The sequence below is a fragment of the Raineya sp. genome (assembly GCF_053497555.1).
Genome location: NZ_JBRCWE010000060.1, coordinates 51,473 through 67,570 on the forward strand (window position 1 = coordinate 51,473; position 16,098 = coordinate 67,570).

10 protein-coding genes are annotated in these 16,098 nt (G+C 38.9%); 5 read left to right on the forward strand and 5 right to left on the reverse strand.

Translation table 11 applies throughout. The features are described 5' to 3' along the window. Nucleotide 1: 1 nt before the first annotated feature. The 5 genes from ACWITO_RS07595 to ACWITO_RS07615 all read right to left on the reverse strand — a co-directional run bounded on the left by ACWITO_RS07595 (nucleotide 2) and on the right by ACWITO_RS07615 (nucleotide 6,498). Nucleotides 2–1,546 (reverse strand): AlwI family type II restriction endonuclease, encoded by a 1,545-nt coding sequence (locus ACWITO_RS07595; RefSeq protein ID WP_448529391.1) that lies wholly within the window; start codon nucleotides 1,544–1,546, stop codon nucleotides 2–4. After that, on the reverse strand, nucleotides 1,543–2,508 hold the full coding sequence (locus ACWITO_RS07600) for a DNA adenine methylase (RefSeq protein WP_448529392.1): 966 nt from the start codon (nucleotides 2,506–2,508) through the stop codon (nucleotides 1,543–1,545). Before ACWITO_RS07600 ends, ACWITO_RS07595 begins: the two co-directional genes overlap by 4 nt. Then, nucleotides 2,444–3,511, reverse strand: coding sequence for a DNA adenine methylase (locus ACWITO_RS07605; RefSeq protein ID WP_448529393.1), 1,068 nt, complete (start codon nucleotides 3,509–3,511; stop codon nucleotides 2,444–2,446). Before ACWITO_RS07605 ends, ACWITO_RS07600 begins: the two co-directional genes overlap by 65 nt. Next, complete coding sequence (locus ACWITO_RS07610; protein WP_448529394.1) at nucleotides 3,495–6,191, reverse strand: D-alanine--D-alanine ligase family protein; 2,697 nt, start codon at nucleotides 6,189–6,191, stop codon at nucleotides 3,495–3,497. The genes ACWITO_RS07605 and ACWITO_RS07610 overlap by 17 nt, the downstream gene beginning before the upstream one ends. An 88-nt stretch (nucleotides 6,192–6,279) precedes the next feature. Beyond that, nucleotides 6,280–6,498: a hypothetical protein gene (locus ACWITO_RS07615; protein WP_448529395.1), complete on the reverse strand. Its 219-nt coding sequence runs from the start codon at nucleotides 6,496–6,498 to the stop codon at nucleotides 6,280–6,282. Nucleotides 6,499–6,712: 214 nt separating this feature from the next. On the opposite strand from ACWITO_RS07615, the gene ACWITO_RS07620 reads away from it, so the two are divergent. The 5 genes from ACWITO_RS07620 (at nucleotide 6,713) to ACWITO_RS07640 (ending at nucleotide 16,088) form a co-directional block, all read left to right on the forward strand. After that, nucleotides 6,713–9,337: an endonuclease gene (locus tag ACWITO_RS07620; RefSeq protein WP_448529396.1), complete on the forward strand. Its 2,625-nt coding sequence runs from the start codon at nucleotides 6,713–6,715 to the stop codon at nucleotides 9,335–9,337. A 127-nt stretch (nucleotides 9,338–9,464) separates the two neighbouring features. Next, entirely contained in the window at nucleotides 9,465–12,512 is a 3,048-nt protein-coding gene (locus tag ACWITO_RS07625; RefSeq protein WP_448529397.1) for a T9SS type A sorting domain-containing protein, read from the forward strand. A gap of 78 nt (nucleotides 12,513–12,590) precedes the next feature. Next, nucleotides 12,591–15,008, forward strand: a complete 2,418-nt coding sequence (locus ACWITO_RS07630) for a phospholipase D-like domain-containing protein (RefSeq protein ID WP_448529398.1) — start codon at nucleotides 12,591–12,593, stop codon at nucleotides 15,006–15,008. 78 nt (nucleotides 15,009–15,086) lie between these two features. Then, nucleotides 15,087–15,512 carry a hypothetical protein gene (locus tag ACWITO_RS07635; RefSeq protein ID WP_448529399.1) on the forward strand — a complete coding sequence of 142 codons (426 nt, stop codon included), beginning with the start codon at nucleotides 15,087–15,089 and terminating at the stop codon, nucleotides 15,510–15,512. Between the two features lie 132 nt (nucleotides 15,513–15,644). Further along, a complete protein-coding gene (locus ACWITO_RS07640) occupies nucleotides 15,645–16,088 on the forward strand; it encodes a hypothetical protein (RefSeq protein WP_448529400.1) in 444 nt (147 codons plus the stop codon). Nucleotides 16,089–16,098: the final 10 nt, after the last annotated feature.

A 16,098-nucleotide genomic window follows, 5' to 3' on the forward strand; every position in this document is an offset into this window, starting at 1 on the left:
TTTAGGGTTTTTCGCAACTGGTTTTACCAAAAGCCACTTCGTACAATGTATTCAGTTTTTCAAGTTGTTTCAAGAATAAATCTATATCCAGAACCCTAACCTCATAACCATATTGAAACTTGATATAAGCCGAATGGCGACAAGTATCAATGTGAGCTTTGGGAGAAATTAGAATACTACAAGTGTTTGAGTTTTTCTCTAAAAAACTTTCCAGATGCCGCTGTACCGAATAACTTTCACGAATGTGTTGTGTTGCACCCTTCAAAAGGGTTACTTCTAAAAGGAAAACGCTATCATTTTCATAGCATTCTATATCGGGCAGGTTGGCAGGGGCAAAGCAAGTGGGCAATCCTTCGTCATCACTGATATAATTAGGCTTGATGCTCAAATGAGGTATTTGCTTTATTACAGATAGCGTAGTTAGAAATTCTAAACGCAAAGGAGCCTCTATGAAGCGTAAAATTTCGTTTTTAGAGGTTTTGCCAGAGGCTAAAAAAAGCATTTCGTTCTTGATAGTTTCCAAAGAAAAGCGATTGAGCCACTTTTCTAAATCTTTTTTTTGAGCAACCTCTCTTTGTTTGTAGGAAGTAAATTGTTCAAGAAGAGTTTGGTCTATTGTACCAATATACTCAAAAAAATCTTTTTCCGAATGAAAATTTTTTGTTTGAGCATATTCTTTCAAAATATAAGTAATAGCTTTTTCCTCTTTGGTGTTGATATCTATGAATTTTCCCCCTCCACGCAAGCTGATAAGCCCTGTCAAACGCATTTTACGTATAAATTCATCTGTATAATCTACCAAAATAGACTTTTCATCTCTTTTGATTTTATCAAGAAGCCTATCACAAATTTCTAAAATTACTTCATTGCTTGGTGCATAGCCAAAATTCTTTCTCAAGTCTTTAATTTGTTGGCATAGTTCAGAAGCATTATCATCTCGCCAGCAAAGGAGCAAAGAAATTTCTTGGCGGGCAATACCTGCTTGGGTTTGCTTTTTATCGTTTTTAAGTAGTAGAATAGTCTGTAAAAGCAAAATAAGCGGTTTATTTGCATTTAATACTTTTCGGAAAGGATTATTTCTTTGGTATTTGGCAAAAGCATTAGCAAAGACAAAAATTTCATTACTTGGGTTCTCGGTATCTAAAAGCATTTTTCCTGTTTGAGAAAAAATAATTTTTTCGTTGAGGGCATAATATACAAAGCCCAATTCTTTGGCAAGTTTGAACCAAGTATCAAATCTGGATGCCCAACCTTTGCTAAATCCAGCCTCTTTATGCTTTTGGGGGTTATCGGCAAATACTTTTTCTACTTCGCTTAGCGATAAATCTTCATTATTTTTCCATTTTCGCTTTATTTCAGGGCTTACTTGGGTAGGCTGATATAAACCTTTCTGTATTAGCTTTTTAGAAATTTTCTCAATAACTCTTTCTGTTAGAATTTCTTGTTCGTATTCAGCTAAAATCGTAAGAAAATCTTTCAGCCGTTCGGGGTTGCGAATGGTTGTTGTAAAAAGTAAGGGTTTGTACTTGAAACGTTGATTGTTCATAAGTAATTACAAACTAAAACTTCTTCAAATTTTTTGTGAGAATTGTCGTGATAGCTGATATAATTGCTTTTAATAGGAATAATGGTGAAATTTTTCGCCCATATTTTAAAAACCTCATTCACTTTGCCTTTATAGGAAATTACATTAGAAACGGCAAAACGCAAACCTTTCTGATGCAGTTCGTTCAGCATTTTGATAAGTTCTTTTTCTTGGATTTGTGTCCATAGTTTGTTGTATTCGCTGAATGTAATAAGATAGGGAGGGTCTAAATAAATAAAATCTTGGGAGGTGAGGTAAAAATTTTTGAGAAAATCTCTGTAATCCTGATTGAACCAGTTTATTTTTCTGTTTTTTACTACTTCAAAATAGTTTTGCAAAGCCTGAAAAACATTTTTATTAAAATCTACATTTCCTACGGGTACGTTAAAATCGCCTTTGGCATTAAAGCGTAGCATTCTATTGAAACCATAAATAAGGAGCAGGTAAAGTTTGAGCATATCATTTTTCCCGCTTTGGTTGAAATCTGCTTTTAACTTTTCAAAGGGTGTTCTATTAAAATGTGCATAATACGTTTTTTTGTGTTTTAATTTAAGCTCTTTGGGGACAATATCTTGCTTGAAAGAGTAAGAAAAGCCATATTTTTTTATCCAAAATTCAATTTCTTGGAAGAATATCTCTGGGTGCTGGGCTTTCTCACAAAGAAATTGATGAATTTGAACAAGATAGCTATCTATATCGTTCAAGTAATAACTTTCAGCCTCTACATTCAAAAATACCGAGCCGCCTCCTACAAATGGCTCAATAAATTTGTTTATTTCCGAAGGAAAGTATTTTTTGATTTCTTTCAAGAGCTTGTATTTATCCCCTACATAAAATAAAGGAGAGCGTATAAGCCTATCATTTTTCCACTCGGGAAATAAACAAAAATTCTCGGTGGTCGTTAAATTCTGTTTTGCCTGCATTGAAAAATTTATAGGGTTTTTCAAAAACTTGTGTTTCTCCTTTTTGGCTTAAAACTTCATAAATCTCTTCTAACTTAATCTTATTGGTAGATGAACTGCTTTTAGATTTGTAGGTATTGTTATACGATACTACAATGTAGCGAACTTTTAGATTTTTTATCAGGTCTGTAAAAACTTGTTTTGCTTTGGTAGTGCAGTATAGGCTATTGTTTTCAGGTTGGGGTTTGAGAGCCACTCCAAAAAGTTTTGGTTTTTTCCATTCAACCAAATTTTCGTATACGTGATAAAAGCGATTATATTGCCGAGAGTTGTAAGGAGGGTCTATGTAGGCAATATCTGCCTGAACCTTATGTACCAGGTCATTAGCATTTTCTTTATAGATTTCTATATTTGGGTGCGGGCATTGCTCTATGAGTTTGAGTTGTAGTTGGGGGTGCTGAATATTTTTTTTGATATAGGCATCAAAATGCCCTACGGTGTTGGCAATTTTATCTATGTTGTAAATGAGAGTAGCCAATAGTATGTAAAACTCTTTGGTTGTAAGTTCATTACGCCGTTTTTCTAAATCTTCACGAATATAGCCAATAATTTTAGCGTTAGGGTAGTCAAAAAATTTATTGCCAAAGTTTTCTGAAAAATAGTTATCAGGTAGTAGAGTTGGATTGAGTTGATTATAGAAATTCAAAATATCGGTAATTTTCGTAAAATCCCAATCGGACTTTTCAAAAAATGCCTTGTAAATAACAAAATTAGAATGTAAAAGGTCATTGATGATAATTTTGGGATAAATTAGAGTAGCTTTTTTGCTTAAAATGCCTGTTCCTGCGAATGCATCAAAAAAACTTTGGCAGTTTTGCGTATGCTTTTGGATATGTTCAAATATCCAATCAGAAAGTTTGAATTTGTTGCCGATATATCTTCGGCTTTCCAGAGGTATCCCTTGGTAAGTGTAATTTTGAAATAAGTCTAATGTAAATGTATGCAAATCAGCGATTTTTCCCATACTCCAAAATTTTATCTATGAACTCATAGGGTTTGTAGCCATTTAGGGAGGCTTGGTGAAAGATACAAGTGGCGGGTGTCATTCCTGGTAAAGAATTAACTTCAATGATAATGGTTTCTACTTTGCCACTGGCGTATATGCGTACAAAGGCATCTATACGGCAGTAACCTTCTACATTGAGAATTTCAGCAGTTTTTTGGAGAGTTTTCTTGACTTCCGCCGAAATACGCTCTTGCTCTGCGGGGTTTTTAGAAAATCGTGCAGGGGTGATATTTTGTCCCTCTCCTGCCAAAAACTTTTCTTCCAACGATAGTACATCGCCAGTGGCAAGCGTTTCGGAAGGCTCAAACACTTCGTAATGTCGCAAGCCATTGGGCAAACGATGCGTGAGCATTCCCCCTGTGATTTCTAAAAAATGCTCGGCTTCGCCTTGGGTGATAAGCTCTTCAATTAAAAAATAATCTCTACGGGGAAATTCCTCACCTGCTTTGAGTTGTAAGATTTGCGTGGCTTGGGGCAGGAAATTTTCATCTTGTCTGAAAGTTTGTTCAATATAGGCTTGCAATTGCTCGCGATTGCGTACTTTTTTTACAGCCGAACTGCACCCATCATCAGCAGGTTTGCAAATAAATGGATACGAAAATTTTGCCTCAATCTCTTGGATAGCTTTCTGGGGGCTGGTAAGATATTCTTTTTTGTAGAGCAAAGCGTGGCGGGCAACAGCAATGCCATTTTGAGCTAAAATTTCGTTGGTTTCGTACTTATTGATAGTAACTTGCGAACTGGCAACACCTGAACCATTGTAGGGCAAGCCTATTTTTTCTAATTCTTGTTGCAAAGCCCCATCTTCGCCCGGTCTGCCGTGCAGTGCAATGAAAGCTACATCAGCTAAATTTTTCAAATCGGCATAGGTGATTTTTTGAGGTTCAAAGATGGGGTGGTGGGCGTATTTTTGTGTGATAGCACTGCCTTCATTTCTGATTTTTGCCAAAATATCTTTTTTGCTGTCTTGTAACTTGATTGCTTTTGCTTGCATAGCAATATCGTCTGCATTATCTTTGAGCATAATATTGATAGGAAGCAAATACAATTCGTGATTTTCGGTATTGCCTGTCAGAAATACAGGAATAGGCTCGTACTTACCTGATGAAGCCAATTTTTCGTAGATATTTCTACCACTTTCTACCGAAATATGCCTTTCCGAAGAATAACCGCCCATAATTACGGCTACGCGTGTTTTGGGTACTTGCTTATTTTGTTCATTTTCAAGGGCTTTGTCCAAGTTGGTTAGCAGTTGTTTGATGAAGTAGTTGTTTTTGGGTGTTTTGGCTCTTGCAGCAAGCGAGGTGCGAATAATGTACGTTAGAAACTGCGAGGGGTTCAAGCCAATTTCAGCGGCTTGATGAAAAAAGAAAGAAGAAGGCAACATTCCCGAAGTAGTGTTGGGGTCGTTGAGGTAGATTTCACCCAAAGCATTGATGAAACCATCTATACGGGCATATACGCTTGCGTGAATAGTTTTGAAAAGCCTGCAACACTCTTTGCGAATAGCTTCAATTTGTTCGGTGGGCAAATCAATGGGCGTAACTTTCCTGCTGATACCGGGCAGATACTTGGCTCGGTAGTCAAAAATATCCGATTTTTTGACAATTTCAGTAGGAGGCAAAGCCAAAGGCTCACCATTTTCGTCTTCTATGACAATACAAGAAAACTCTTTGCCGATAATAAACCGCTCAATCAGGATACTTTCTTCACTGCTTGTGGCAGTCATTTGGGCTTTGTAATGATTTTCCGTAAGGATTTCATCAAGTTTCTGCCAGAGTGCTTCGGGGTGATAAAAAATTCCAAAATTGTTCAATTCTTGTCGAGTGCCGTCAAGATTTTGAGCAATGAGTCGCAGTTCCAAAGGAAAGCCAATGCCTTCACGAATATCGGTAAGGCGGGTAATAAAAGCCCATTTTTGCTCACGAGAGAAGTTTTTCCACTTCCGTCCTGAAATTTCTTCTATAAAAAAGGCTTTGCAAATAAGTTCGTGAAAAGCGTGGTTATCTTTTTCGTTGAGAATGGAAATGCCAATGGAAGAGCCTTGATTAGGGGCTTTGATAACCATAGGCAAGCCAATTTTGGCAACGAGCCATTCTAAAATATCACCTTTGTAAAAATTTTGCAAATACTCTTTTTTGCTCAAAGTGAGATATTTGGGGCGTTTGAAACCATATTGAGCCAGTAAATCGGCTTGCACGGCTTTGTTTGTACCAATTGCCGAAGGTAAAATACCACAACCTGTGTAAGGAATATCGTACCACTCCAAAAGTCCCTGCACGGCTCCATCTTCGCCTTGCAAGCCGTGCAGAGCCAAAAATGCTACATCAAAATATTGCTTAAATTCTGAAGGTTGAATTTTTTTGCCAATGGTATGGGTTAAATCTTGGTTAGGCAAAGATTCAATATAAATTTGAAATTCTTTGGGCTGGTGCGAAGCGGGTGGATAAAAATCGCGAATAGTCCCTTTGTAAATATATTGCCATTCAAGCAAAATAAAATTGCCCAAACTATCTACAAAAATAGGTACGGGTTCAAATAATTCTTTATTGAGGTTATCATAGACGGTTCTACCTCCTGCAAAGGCAATTTCACGCTCACGCGATTGCCCACCAAAAAAAATACCAATGCGTAACATATGTGGATTTTCTAAAAAACGAAATTTTACGGAAATGCAAATTTAGCGAATTTCAATAAGAAAAAAAGTTGGGCAGAGAAAGAGTAGTTTATTTTTTGCGTTTTTCTTTTCGCCATTGCTTAATGCCTTCATACACACGCAAAGCACGTAAGAAGCTGTAAGCTATCATTACCCAGCCCAAAACTTCGGCAGGGCGAGGCTTTTCCATTAGCTTTTCGGCATACATAATCACAAAAACTCCACCAAAAAGGTAGATAAGCACCATTGTAGAGCCAAAAATCAAATTTACTTTTTCGTGAGGACGCATAGGGGCATAAACGATTTTGCAAGTATAAGCAAATTTCTTGGTTTACTGCTCGCCCTATTAAGCCCAAGTTAAAAAAAGTTTATTTTTTGAATTTAGTGAGAGCTTAAAATATTGAAAAAAAGCTACTTGTGAAGATACTTTTCTAATTTAGACAAATTTTTCAAAATTTTATGCTTACTTTTGCTTTCGGTTTTGTATAAAACGAAAAAAATGTATGAAAAAACTTTTACTTTTCTGCTTGATTGTATGCTCTTTTACAGCATACGCCCAGCCTCCTGCGGGTTATTATAGCACTGCTACAGGTACAGGTTATACCCTGAAAACTCAGCTTTACAACATTATCAAAAACCACACGGTAATTCCTTATAGCTCGTTATATGCGTGTTTTGAAGGAACTTACAATGGTAATGCTACCGATAAGAAATCTAATGGTAAAGTGTGGGATATGTACTCAGACATTCCGAGTGGCACGCCACCCTATGAATACAACTGGTCGCAGAAATGCGGCTCTTATAGTGCCGAAGGACAATGTTTCAATAGGGAACACTCTTTTCCGCAGTCTTGGTTCAATTCCCAATCGCCAATGCAGTCGGATTTGTTTCATATTTATCCTACTGATGGCTATGTAAATGGAAAGCGTAGCAATTATCCATTTGGTACGGTTTCAGCACCTACTTGGACAAGCCAAAATGGTAGCAAGTTGGGCAACTGCTCTTTCCCTGGCTATACAGGCATTGTTTTTGAGCCCCGCGATGAGTACAAAGGTGATTTTGCAAGAAGCTATTTCTATATGGCAACCCGCTACGAAAATGTGATAGCTTCTTGGCAAAATAATGGCAATGCCGATAATGTACTCAATGGTACATCTACGCAAGTTTTTGATACTTGGCACTTAAATTTGCTTTATCAATGGCATATCCAAGATCCTGTGAGTGCCAAAGAAATTGCACGCAACAATGCTGTGTATTCTATTCAAGGCAATAGAAATCCCTTCATAGACCACCCCGAATGGGTTGCGGTGATTTGGGGTTTTGGACCTGTTAGCCCACAAGTGAGTTTTTCTGTACCTAACTCTACGGTACAAGAGCCCAATTCAGGTACTATTACTCATACGGTAAATGTAGTGGTCAATACCACAGCTAATAATCCTTTCAGCGTAAATGTTTCTGTAAGCGGCACAGGTACTACTGCCACTTCGCCTGCGGATTTCACTTTGCTTACTACTTCACTGACTTTCACAGGTACAGAAACCATTAAACCTGTACAAATTACTATTCAAAGCGATGGTACTGCCGAACCTGATGAAACCATACGTTTGGTGATTTCTTCACCGACCAATGGCGTAGGTTTGGGAACTTCTACCCACAATATAACCCTCCGAGATGCCTCGGCTTCGTCTAATGTTACAGAAACTTTTGACCCCTGCAACAATCTAAACACTTGGACACAATTCAGTGTAACAGGTGCCCAAACTTGGCAATGTACTACTTTTGGGCGTAATAGCTCCAATGGAGTGCAGATGAATGGCTATGCAAGCGGTCCCGTAGTAAATGAAGATTGGCTTATTTCGCCACCACTCAATTTGAGTGCTACTTCTAAAATGTCTTATTGGTCAAGGACAAAGTTTAGTGGAAATACTTTGCAACTGAAAGTTTCTTCCAATTATACAGGAACAGGCAATCCTAATGCCGCTACTTGGGTAAATGTATCAGGAGCTACTTTCCCTGCTATCAATTCTGACGTATGGACAGAAACGGCAAATGTTGATTTATCGGCTTATGCAGGTAGCAACCGCTATGTGGCATTTGTTTATACTTCAACGGCAACAGCGGCGGCACGCTGGACTTTGGACGATATTTCTTTTACTGCGGTATCGGCTCCGCCTATCACGCCGCCTGCTATCAGTGTTTCAGGTTCGCTTGTGCCTTTTGGGAATGTAAATTTTGGTGGTGTTTCAGCTACGCAGACCTTTTCAGTGGCAGGTAGCAACTTACAAGGTAACGTTACGCTGGAAGCCCCTGAAAATTTCCAACTTTCCAAAGATGGCTCTACGTATGCCAGCACCATTTCTTTTGTGGCAGGTACAGATTTTACCCTTCCTACAATGACCTCCAAGACCGTTTATGTTCGCTTTGCTCCTAATTCAGGAGTAGATGGCGATAAAGACGGCGACATTGTAATTACTACTCCGCAACTTGCCTCGCCTGTGGGTGTGTATGTAGAAGGTGCTGAAATAGGCAATGGCTTTGCCTTGATTGAATTTACGGGTATTTCTTCGCAAGTTCCCAAAGGAGAAAATACTTTTATCAAAATGAATATCCAGCCTGCTACCAAACGCCTGACTTTTGTAAATTTGAAAGCTCGTTTGCTCAACGCTACTGCTCTTGCCGATTTTTCGCAAAGCCCCGTATTGCAAGCAGACACAACTTTCCGTATCAATATCCCTGCGGGTGCTACCGAAACAGCCTTTTTCTTGCAACCTATTGCTGAAAACATTACAGACAAAGGTGTTGAATTTACCATTACCAGTACGGGAGCGGGGCTGGGCATAGGCTCGCAAAAGGTGCATAGAGTAGATTTTACAGAAATTTCGGCTATTTCAGGTTTTGATGTAGAAAATACAGTGCTTTATCCTATGCCTGCTCAAACTGAAATTTTTGTACGTACTCCTTTACAAAATTATGATTTGAGCATTACTGATGTTACAGGCAGAGTAGTGAAAAAATTGGGGAATTCCCCTCGTACTATTATACTAAACGATTTGGCAAGTGGTGTGTATTATGTGAATTTTAGAAATGCACAAGGTTCTATTACCAAAAAAATAGTGGTAAGTAGATGATATTTAGTGTAAGCAGTGGGCAAAAATGATGGCTCACTGCTTTTTTCTTAACAATACCTTAACAGGCTTTCAATGAAAAATTTTTACCTTTGCAATGTTTTTGGTTGAACAATAAACTTTGGATTTTATGAAACAAAATTTTTACACAAAAATATTTTTCCTATTGCTCTTGTTTTGGGGTGTAGGAGAGCGTGTGATGGGGCAAGTTACACTACCTCATTATGAGGCATTTAATTATACGGCGGGTACTCCATTACAGACACAAGTTGGTTGGACGGCAATAAATACTGGAGATAACATTGATGTCTTATCTGGTAATTTATCGTATACAGGTATGCCCGCCCCAATAGGTAATAAAATTGGTTTTGCAGGTATAGGCATTGATGCATACAAATCTTTTACAAATCAAACTAGTGGTTCTGTTTATTACTCTTTGCTATTGAATGTAAAATCTATGGCAGGCGTAACTGATCCTAATGGTGGTTATATTGTTGGATTCATAGACAATGCTTCAACTACAAACTATGGAGGAACGTTATGGACAAAGCGAGTAGATGATAACACGTATAATATAGGAATAGAAGTAAGAACTGCAACAGGTACAGCTACGACTTTTACAACAACTAATTATACGACAAATACAACATACTTAATTGTTGTAAAATATACTTTTGTTACTGGTACCAATAATGATGAAGTTAGACTTTGGGTAAATCCTGCTATTTCACCAACAGAGCCAACACCTACTTTATTAGATACTCATACGGGAACTGATTTGGTAGATATTGCAAAATTTTTAGTTAGACAGGACTCTAATACAGAAACACCTGATTTAGAAATAGATGAGTTAAGAATAGGTACTTCTTGGAGTGATGTTATACCTACAACTCCTTCTTTATCTGTTTCTCCTGCTTCTTTATCGGGCTTTTCTACTACTGTGGGTTCGGCTTCCAGCTCACAAAATTATACTTTGAGCGGAGCTAACCTTACTCCTGCTTCGGGTAATATTACAGTTACAGCACCTGCCAATTTTGAAGTTTCTACGGATAACTCAACCTTTTCGGGTAGTGTGAATGTGCCTTACAACAGCGGTACATTGGCTTCTACTACCATTTATGTACGCATAGCAGCTTCGGCACCTGCGGGACCAGTGAGTGGTAATGTAACCCATTCGGGCGGAGGTGTTACAAGCCCTCCTACGGTAGCGGTGAGTGGTACGGTAAACCCTCTTACGCCATTACTAACGGTTTCGCCTGCTTCGCTATCAGGTTTTAGTACAACAGCGGGTACGCCATCTAGCTCACAAACTTATACTTTGAGCGGCACAAGTCTTACTCCTGCTTCAGGCAATATTACGGTTACAGCACCTACCAATTTTGAAGTTTCTTTGAATAATACAACCTTTTCGGGTAGTGTGAATGTACCTTACAACAGTGGTACTTTGGCTTCTACTACCATTTATGTACGCATAGCGGCTTCTGCACCTGTGGGACCTGTGAGCGGTAATGTGAGCAATGCAGGTGGCGGAGCTACTACACAAAATGTGGCAGTAAGCGGTAATGTTTCTGCTCCTTTTTCACCTATTTACGAGCCTTTTGCTGGAACAGGCAATCTCAATGGGCAAAATGGTTGGGCTACCCATAATGGTACGGTTGGGCAAGTACAACGTATAGCAGGAAACTTGAACTATACAGGACTTGAAACAGCCACAGGAAACAAAATTCAGTTGCTTTCAACACAAAGCGAAGATTTGAACAAAGGATTTAGCTCTGTAACCAGTGGTAATGTATATGCTTCTTTTATAATTCGTGTGAGTGATGTTTCTAAATTTCAAACCAATACCAATGTAGGGGCATATTTTATGCACTTTGCAGAAGAAGCAGGAGCAACCTTTTCTACGTTCAACTATGTAGCAAGGGTTTATGTTCGTCAGGGTAGTGCTTCCAATACGTATCAGTTGGGTATATTGACCAAAGGAGGTGGCTCGCCAACAGCGGCTGATATTTATGGTACTTCTCCTCAGGACTTGGCAATCAATACCAATTATTTTGTGGTTATTAAGTATAATATTGCTACTCAAGCCTCAAGCATTTTTATCAATCCTGTACCCGGCTCACCTGAACCTACACCTACATTTACTTCCACTTTTGGAACTTCTACACCTACCGATTTAGAAAGTATTTGTCTTCGCAATGCTAATACCAGCGGCGTAGGTACGGGTGATATGGAAATAGACGAGTTGCGTGTGGGTATTACTTGGGCACAAGTTACGCCTGCCAATACCAGCCCTGTGATAAATGTAAATCCTGCTACGCTCAATCTATTTACTACCAATGCCAATACGGCTTCTGCTGTTCAGGATTACATTGTTTCAGGTAGTAATCTTTCTTCTAATCTCGTAATTACCGCTCCTGCGGGTTTTGAAATCAAACAAAGCACCTCTTCTACATATGGCAGTAGCGTTACGCTCACCCCTGTAAGTGGTAATGTTCCGAATACCACTATCAATGTTCGTTTGGCGGCAAGTAATACAAATGCTAAAATATTGATAGCAAACATCACCAATACATCAGGAACAGTTTCCGAAAACGTTGCAGTAAGAGGGGTTGTAAATGCGACACTCGCTAATTTCCCTGATACACCCAAAGACCAACTCGCCACTCCTCAAACTTATACTTTCTCGGCGGTAGGTCTTACTGAAAATGTATTGATAACCAATAGCGATAACCAAAACTTCTCACTTTCCAAAGACGGCACAAACTTCGCTTCAAGCATTTCTTTCACACCTGCCGAAGTAAATAACAACAATGTAACGATTTCGGTACGCTTTGAGCCTAAATCTGATGTGAATGGCTTAAAACCTGTAAATCTGCAACATTCAGCCAACTTGCTTACAGCAATTGTAAGCACCGAAGGCAGACAGCTTGCACCACTTTCTATTGCTGATGAACTTGCCGCTCAAACGATTGTGTTCCCCAATCCTGCGAGCAAATTCGTACAAGTTCAGACAAGTGGAGTATATCAGGTAGCATTGCAAGATGTAACAGGTAGAAAAATAGGACAATTCACAAGCAACGAAACCCTCAATGTAGAAAACTTGCCCAATGGCTTGTATTTCTTGCAATTCAGTAACGAAAATGTAAGATTTGTAAAACGTTTGGTGCTTCAAAAATAATTTACTTCTTTATCCCCTCTCTTTTATTCTTTTTTCGGAATAGAGAGGGGATAGGAGATAGGCAAAAAAACAACCGATATGAAAAAAATCTATCTATTTCTCACGCTATTTATTGCAAATTTTGCACTATCGCAAACCATTGAGCCTATCGGTACGGCTCGGCTGAAAGCCAATGGTGAAACTGTTACGGTTACAGGTATTGTAACCAATGATGCTCTTTTTGATAACCGTAATCGTACGCGATGCTTTCAAGATGCCACAGGAGGTATGAATATTTTTGCTCAAAACTCTCCTTCGGCTCCTGCCTTGCAGGCTCTAAAACCCGGTGATAGCATCGTGATTACAGGGGTTTTGGCAGAGTTCAATAGCTTAAAACAACTCGTTGAACCTTTGAATATTCAAGTGGTAGCAACCAATCGCCCTGTGCCTGCTCCTATTGTGGTGAGTTTTGCAGATTTGCAAAACCCTGCGGTTGCCGAACCATTGGAAAGTATGCTGGTGCGTTTGGAAGATGTACTCATAGATACAGGCGATAGAATTTTTGGCAGTGGCTCTGCGGGCAGAAGTTATGATATTGATGAACCCAATAACAGAGTGGCAGGAAATTGTTTCCCCGTATCAGCAGATTGTAATGCGGGACCCGTAATGCGTATCAACCCTGGAAATAGCTTAGTGGGTGTGGAAGTGCCTCGTGGTCTAGTAAGTATTACAGGAAATTTGGGGCAGTTTGCCGCCGCTTATCAGATTGTAGTAAGAGGCATCAAAGATTTTGAAGTAGGTTTGGCTTTGGAAAAAGTAGAGCAAACAAACATTCAAACTACTTCTTTTGAACTCAAATTTTCTACAAACCAAAGTGCGAAATCGCGTGTGCGTTGGGGTAATATTTTCTTGGTAAGTGTTAATACCTCTGACCCTAATAACTTCATCGCTGATTACGACACTACTTTTGTGGGCGAAATTGTAGATAACAATTTCAAATTAGACCACATTGTTCGCATTACAGGTCTGAATGTTGCCACACCCTATTTTGTGGAAATTTACTGCGAAAACCAAAGAGGAAAAAGTGTAACCTATACTGATGTGTATTCTACTGCTTCAGAATCTACGGGAGAAATTAAAGTGTTTTTCAACAAGCCTGTTGATGCTTCGCTTTCTCGTAATGGGGCAGTGGCTACCGTAGTAAATAATATAGACGAGATTATCGCAAGCTACATTGATAGGGCAAATACTTCTGTAGATGTAGCCATTTACAACTCCAACATAGCAGGAGGAGCAAAAATAGCTACTGCCCTGCAAAATGCTAGAGCCAGAGGCGTTCAGGTGCGTTATATCTTTGGTGGAGAGCTTGCCAATTTAGTTCACCCCTTGCTCAATAATATTCCAAGAATGAGAGATAGAAACGGTACCACAGGAGCTTTGGGTAGAACAGGTACAGGAAATCACAATAAATTTGTGGTAATAGACCCCGATAGCCGCTTGAACTCTTTTGTTATTACAGGTTCCGGAAACTTTACTAACAATGGGCTTTTTGACGACCCCAATAATTTCCTCATTATCCAAGACCAAGCACTTGCAAGAGCTTACCGAATAGAATTTGATGAAATGTGGGGCGAAGGTCCTGTAAATCCGAATAGTACGCAGGCAAGTCCTAGCCATCCTGATTTTGATAGACAGCCTCGTTCTCGTTTTGGTGGGCAGAAAATTAAAAATACTCCTTCTAAATTTTTAATAGGCGATAGACTCGTAGAGCTATTTTTCTCGCCTACCGATGGACCTACCAATGCTATTCGTAATGCCATTTATAGCACCGATAACGATTTGCGTTTTGGTTTGCTTATTCTTACTGCTGATGAATTGAGAGTACCCATAGACTCTATGCAAAATGTAGGCTGGGACGTAAAAGGCTTGATTGAAGATGAAAATGCTGTAGCGGATAATGTTGTTTCGGGAAGCGATTTTATTTGGCTTCGTGATAGAGGTGTAAATGTTCAATCGTACCCAAGCGGAGTTACACGTCAGTTCCACCATAAGTACGCTGTAATTGATGCAGTACGTACCACCTCCGACCCTATGGTAATTACAGGTTCATTCAACTGGACAAGTTCTGCAGAAAATAGCAACGACGAAAACTTGCTCATTATTCACGATGCCAAAATTGCCAATATGTTTCGACAAGAATTCGGAGAGCGTTGGTTTGAAGCTACCAACTTCCGTGATGCTTATCTGCTGGCTCTTGATGAACCCAACGACATCAGTGGAGCAGTAGTCTATCCCAACCCTTCGCAAGGTAAATTTACCATTCGTCTGAGTGATAATCTTTATACTTCTGCACAAATGCGTATTGTAGATTTGCAAGGAAAGGTAGCGTGTGAGCAAATGCTTGAAATCAATGGTAAAAACTTGCAAGTAGATACTCGCTTGCCCAAAGGAATGTATATTTTGCAACTAAATATGGAAGGAAAAACCTTCACAAGAAAGTTAGTTATCACTGAATAAACCTAAAACCTGTGAGTTTTATAGAAAACTCATCGGTTTTTCAAAAATAAAAAATTGATTTTCAAAATTTTAAGGCTTATGAAAAAAAATATTTTGCTGATTCTGCCTCTTTTTGGATTACTTTTTGCTTGTAAAAAGTATGAATTTGTAGAACCTGTAAGTCTGCGAGAAACTATCCAAAATCTTTGGATTTTGCAGAAAGTAGAAGTTACTGAAAACGGCTTGCCCGCCGATGATGTAGCCAAATACAATGGTTTTACGATTGCTTTTGAAGGAGAAAAGTATTTTGTAAGCAACGGATACGAGGCTTTCCCACTTCCCGAAGGGCGTTGGGGATTTGATGATGCGGCGTTTTCTATTATAGATTTTGATGGACAAGTGAAAGCTACCGTAACCAAATTAGACGCAAGCAACCTACATTTTACTTTCACTCGCAAAGGAAGAACCATCAATGGCAGAATACCTGATAGAACTTTTAAGTTTGAACTTGTTGCGTTCAGATAATACAAAGTGCCTTCCAAGAAATAAATGACGGGTTTTGTAAAAAAAATCAAAATTTTTTTTGGTAGTTTTCAAAAAAATCGCTTATATTGCACTAATAATTTGTTCAAGTAAAACCTTAAAACTGGTAATTTTATGAAAAGCACGAAAATTCTACTCTTTGTAGCTCTCTTGGGGATAGTTTTCTCAGCTGGAAAATGTAAAAAGAAAAATGGAGAAGACCCTACTCCTAGCCTTAGAGGAAACTGGAAAATTGTTTCTGTAACTAACTCTGCGGGCAATACACCTGCTAACCTTGCCGATATGGTAAATGGTACAGCTATGTTTGGCGATACCAATTATGAGTTCAAAAATAATAATAATACAGGTGCTAACGCAGAAACAGGTACTTATGTATATGATGCTTCTGCTAAAACTTTGACTGCTACGCCTTCTGGCACTTCTAAATTTACCAATAGCAATGCTCCTTATACTTTCCAAGCAGATTTGGCTTCGCCTAATCTTACTTTGAGAGTAAATATTGCTGCAGCAGGTAAGCCTGAAAACATTATCACAGTTCAGTTGCAAAAGCAAGAGTAATACGCTTGTT